We start from the raw sequence: 2,139 nt of genomic DNA, 5'->3' as shown, positions 1-2,139 counted from the left end.
GGCGCTGTTCCTGGGTGAACGCATCCTGGAGCCCAAGTACGCGCTGGCCCTGGTGCTCACCTGTCTAGGCATCTGGCTGGTGACGCAGCAGGGCGCGGCTCGCAGCCGCGCCTGCACTCAAGTCCCGCAGAAAGTCTGATAGCAGGCCGTCACGGCCGCCGGCGCCGGCTGGCCGTAAGGCAGCAGCTCGGGCGTTTCGCTGAAGGGCTGCTGCAGCGCGGCCAGCAGGCGCTGGAAGGGCTGCAGGTCGTCGTCCATGGTGGCGGCGGTCAGCGCCTCTTCCACCCGGTGGTTGCGCGGAATGACGAAGGGGCTGGCGCGGCGCATCGCGGCGGCGCGCTGGGTGGTGGCCTCGCTCACCACGCCGTCTTGCGCCAACGGCAGGTCGGCGCGCTGGCGCCAGCGTTGCAGCCAGGCCTGCAGCGGCGCCGCATCGGTGAACAAGGCCAGCAGCGCCTGCTCTCGGCCCTCGGCCGCATCGGCCAGGCGGCGCCAGCCGAGGGTGAAGTCCACCGCCTGCGCTTCCAGCAGCGCCAGCCAGTCGGCGGCCAGCTGTCGGTCCTGGGCATCGTCGCCGCTGCCGGCCACCAGGCCCAGCTTGGCGCGCTGGCCGTCCAGCAGCGCGGCTTCGTACAACGCCGGAAAGCCGTCGATCACGGCCATGGCCTGCTCCACCGCGCGCTGGGTGTCGGCCTCTTCTTCGCTGCCAGCGATCAGCGGCAGCAGGGTTTCGGCAAAGCGGGCCAGGTTCCAGCGCGCGATGTGCGGCTGGTTGGCATAGGCATAACGGCCGCCGTGGTCGATGCTGCTGAACACCGCCGCGGGGTTGTAGGCCTCCATGAACGCGCAGGGGCCGTAGTCGATGGTTTCGCCCGACAAGGCCATGTTGTCGGTGTTCATCACGCCGTGGATGAAGCCCACGTTCATCCACTGCGCGATCAGCCGCGCCTGCCGCTGCGCCACCGCCTGCAGCAGCGCCAGCGGTGCATCGGGCCGGCCGGCCAGGGCGGGGTCGTGGCGGTGGATGGTGTAGTCGGTGAGCTGGCGCAACCGGGCCAGATCGCCGCGCGCCGCATAGAACTGGAAGGTGCCCACCCGCAGGTGGCTGGCGGCCACGCGGGTGAGCACGGCGCCGGGCAGCGGCAGCTCGCGCATCACCCGCTCGCCGGTGGCCACCACGGCCAGCGCACGGGTGGTCGGGATGCCCAGCGCATGCATGGCTTCGCCGATCAGCACTTCACGCAGCATCGGGCCCACCGCGGCCTTGCCGTCGCCGCCGCGCGAAAACGGCGTGCGGCCCGAGCCCTTGAAGGCGATGTCGCGGCGCCGGCCCGAGGTGTCCATCACCTCGCCCAGCAGCAGTGCGCGGCCATCGCCCAGCTGGGGCGAAAAGCCGCCGAACTGGTGGCCGGCATACGCCTGGGCGATGGGCTCGGCGCCTTCGGGCAGCTGGTTGCCCGCCCAGGTGGCGGCGGCCTGCGGGCCTTGCAGCAGCGCCGGGTCCAGGCCCAGCTCGGCGGCCAGCGCCGTGTTGGCATACAGCAGGCGCGGCGCGGGCGCGGTGGCCGGCTTCCAGGGCACGTGAAAGCCCTCCAGCTGGCGGGCGTAGGTGTTGTCGAAGGCGATGGCGGTCATGGCGGGCAATGTTGGCAGACGGTGGCAGTCTGCCGGCAAACCGGAGACCGTGCCGCGAGACGGGCTGCCGGCATTGCGCAGCGGTCAGGCTTCGTCGATGGTCGGCATGCCGGCGATGCGCGCCGAAATCGCCTGCACCGCGGCCAGCAGCGGCCGTACGTAGCTGGCCTGCACATCGGCCGGCTGGCGGTAGCGCAGCGTGCTCACGCTCACCGCGGCCACCGGCTCGCCGCTGCCGTTGCGGATCACGGCGCCATAGCAGGTGATGCCGGCTTCGTTCTCTTCGTCGTCCACCGACCAGCCCTGGGCCTGCACCCGCTGCAATTGGCGGCGCAGCGCCTCGGGCCGCACCACGGTGTGCTCGGTGTGGCGGGTGAGCTCCAGCGTGGGCAGCAGCGCCTGGCGCCGCGTGTCGTCCAGCGCCGCCAGGTAGGCCTTGCCCACCGCGGTGGAATGCATCGGCATGCTGCTGCCCACGCGCGAGGCCATGCGCACCGCGCTGGG

2 protein-coding genes are annotated in these 2,139 nt (G+C 72.0%); both read right to left on the bottom strand.

Features of this window, described 5'->3' with window-relative positions:
- Positions 1–117: 117 nt before the first annotated feature.
- A complete protein-coding gene (locus ABNT58_RS24310; RefSeq protein WP_348755972.1) occupies positions 118–1,635 on the bottom strand; it encodes a protein adenylyltransferase SelO in 1,518 nt (505 codons plus the stop codon).
- An 84-nt stretch (positions 1,636–1,719) separates the two neighbouring features.
- On the bottom strand, positions 1,720–2,139 hold a 420-nt coding region (locus tag ABNT58_RS24305; protein WP_348755971.1), incomplete at its 5' end, for an IclR family transcriptional regulator.

The sequence above is a fragment of the uncultured Aquincola sp. genome, assembly GCF_964001545.1.
Taxonomy (GTDB): Bacteria; Pseudomonadota; Gammaproteobacteria; order Burkholderiales; family Burkholderiaceae_C; genus Aquincola.
This window is presented reverse-complemented; position numbering and strand designations above follow the sequence as displayed.

Coding starts and splice junctions, on each gene's coding strand:
- ABNT58_RS24310 (WP_348755972.1), bottom strand. CDS start 1,635: ATGACCGCCATCGCCTTCGACAACACCTACGCCCGCCAGCTGGAGGGC.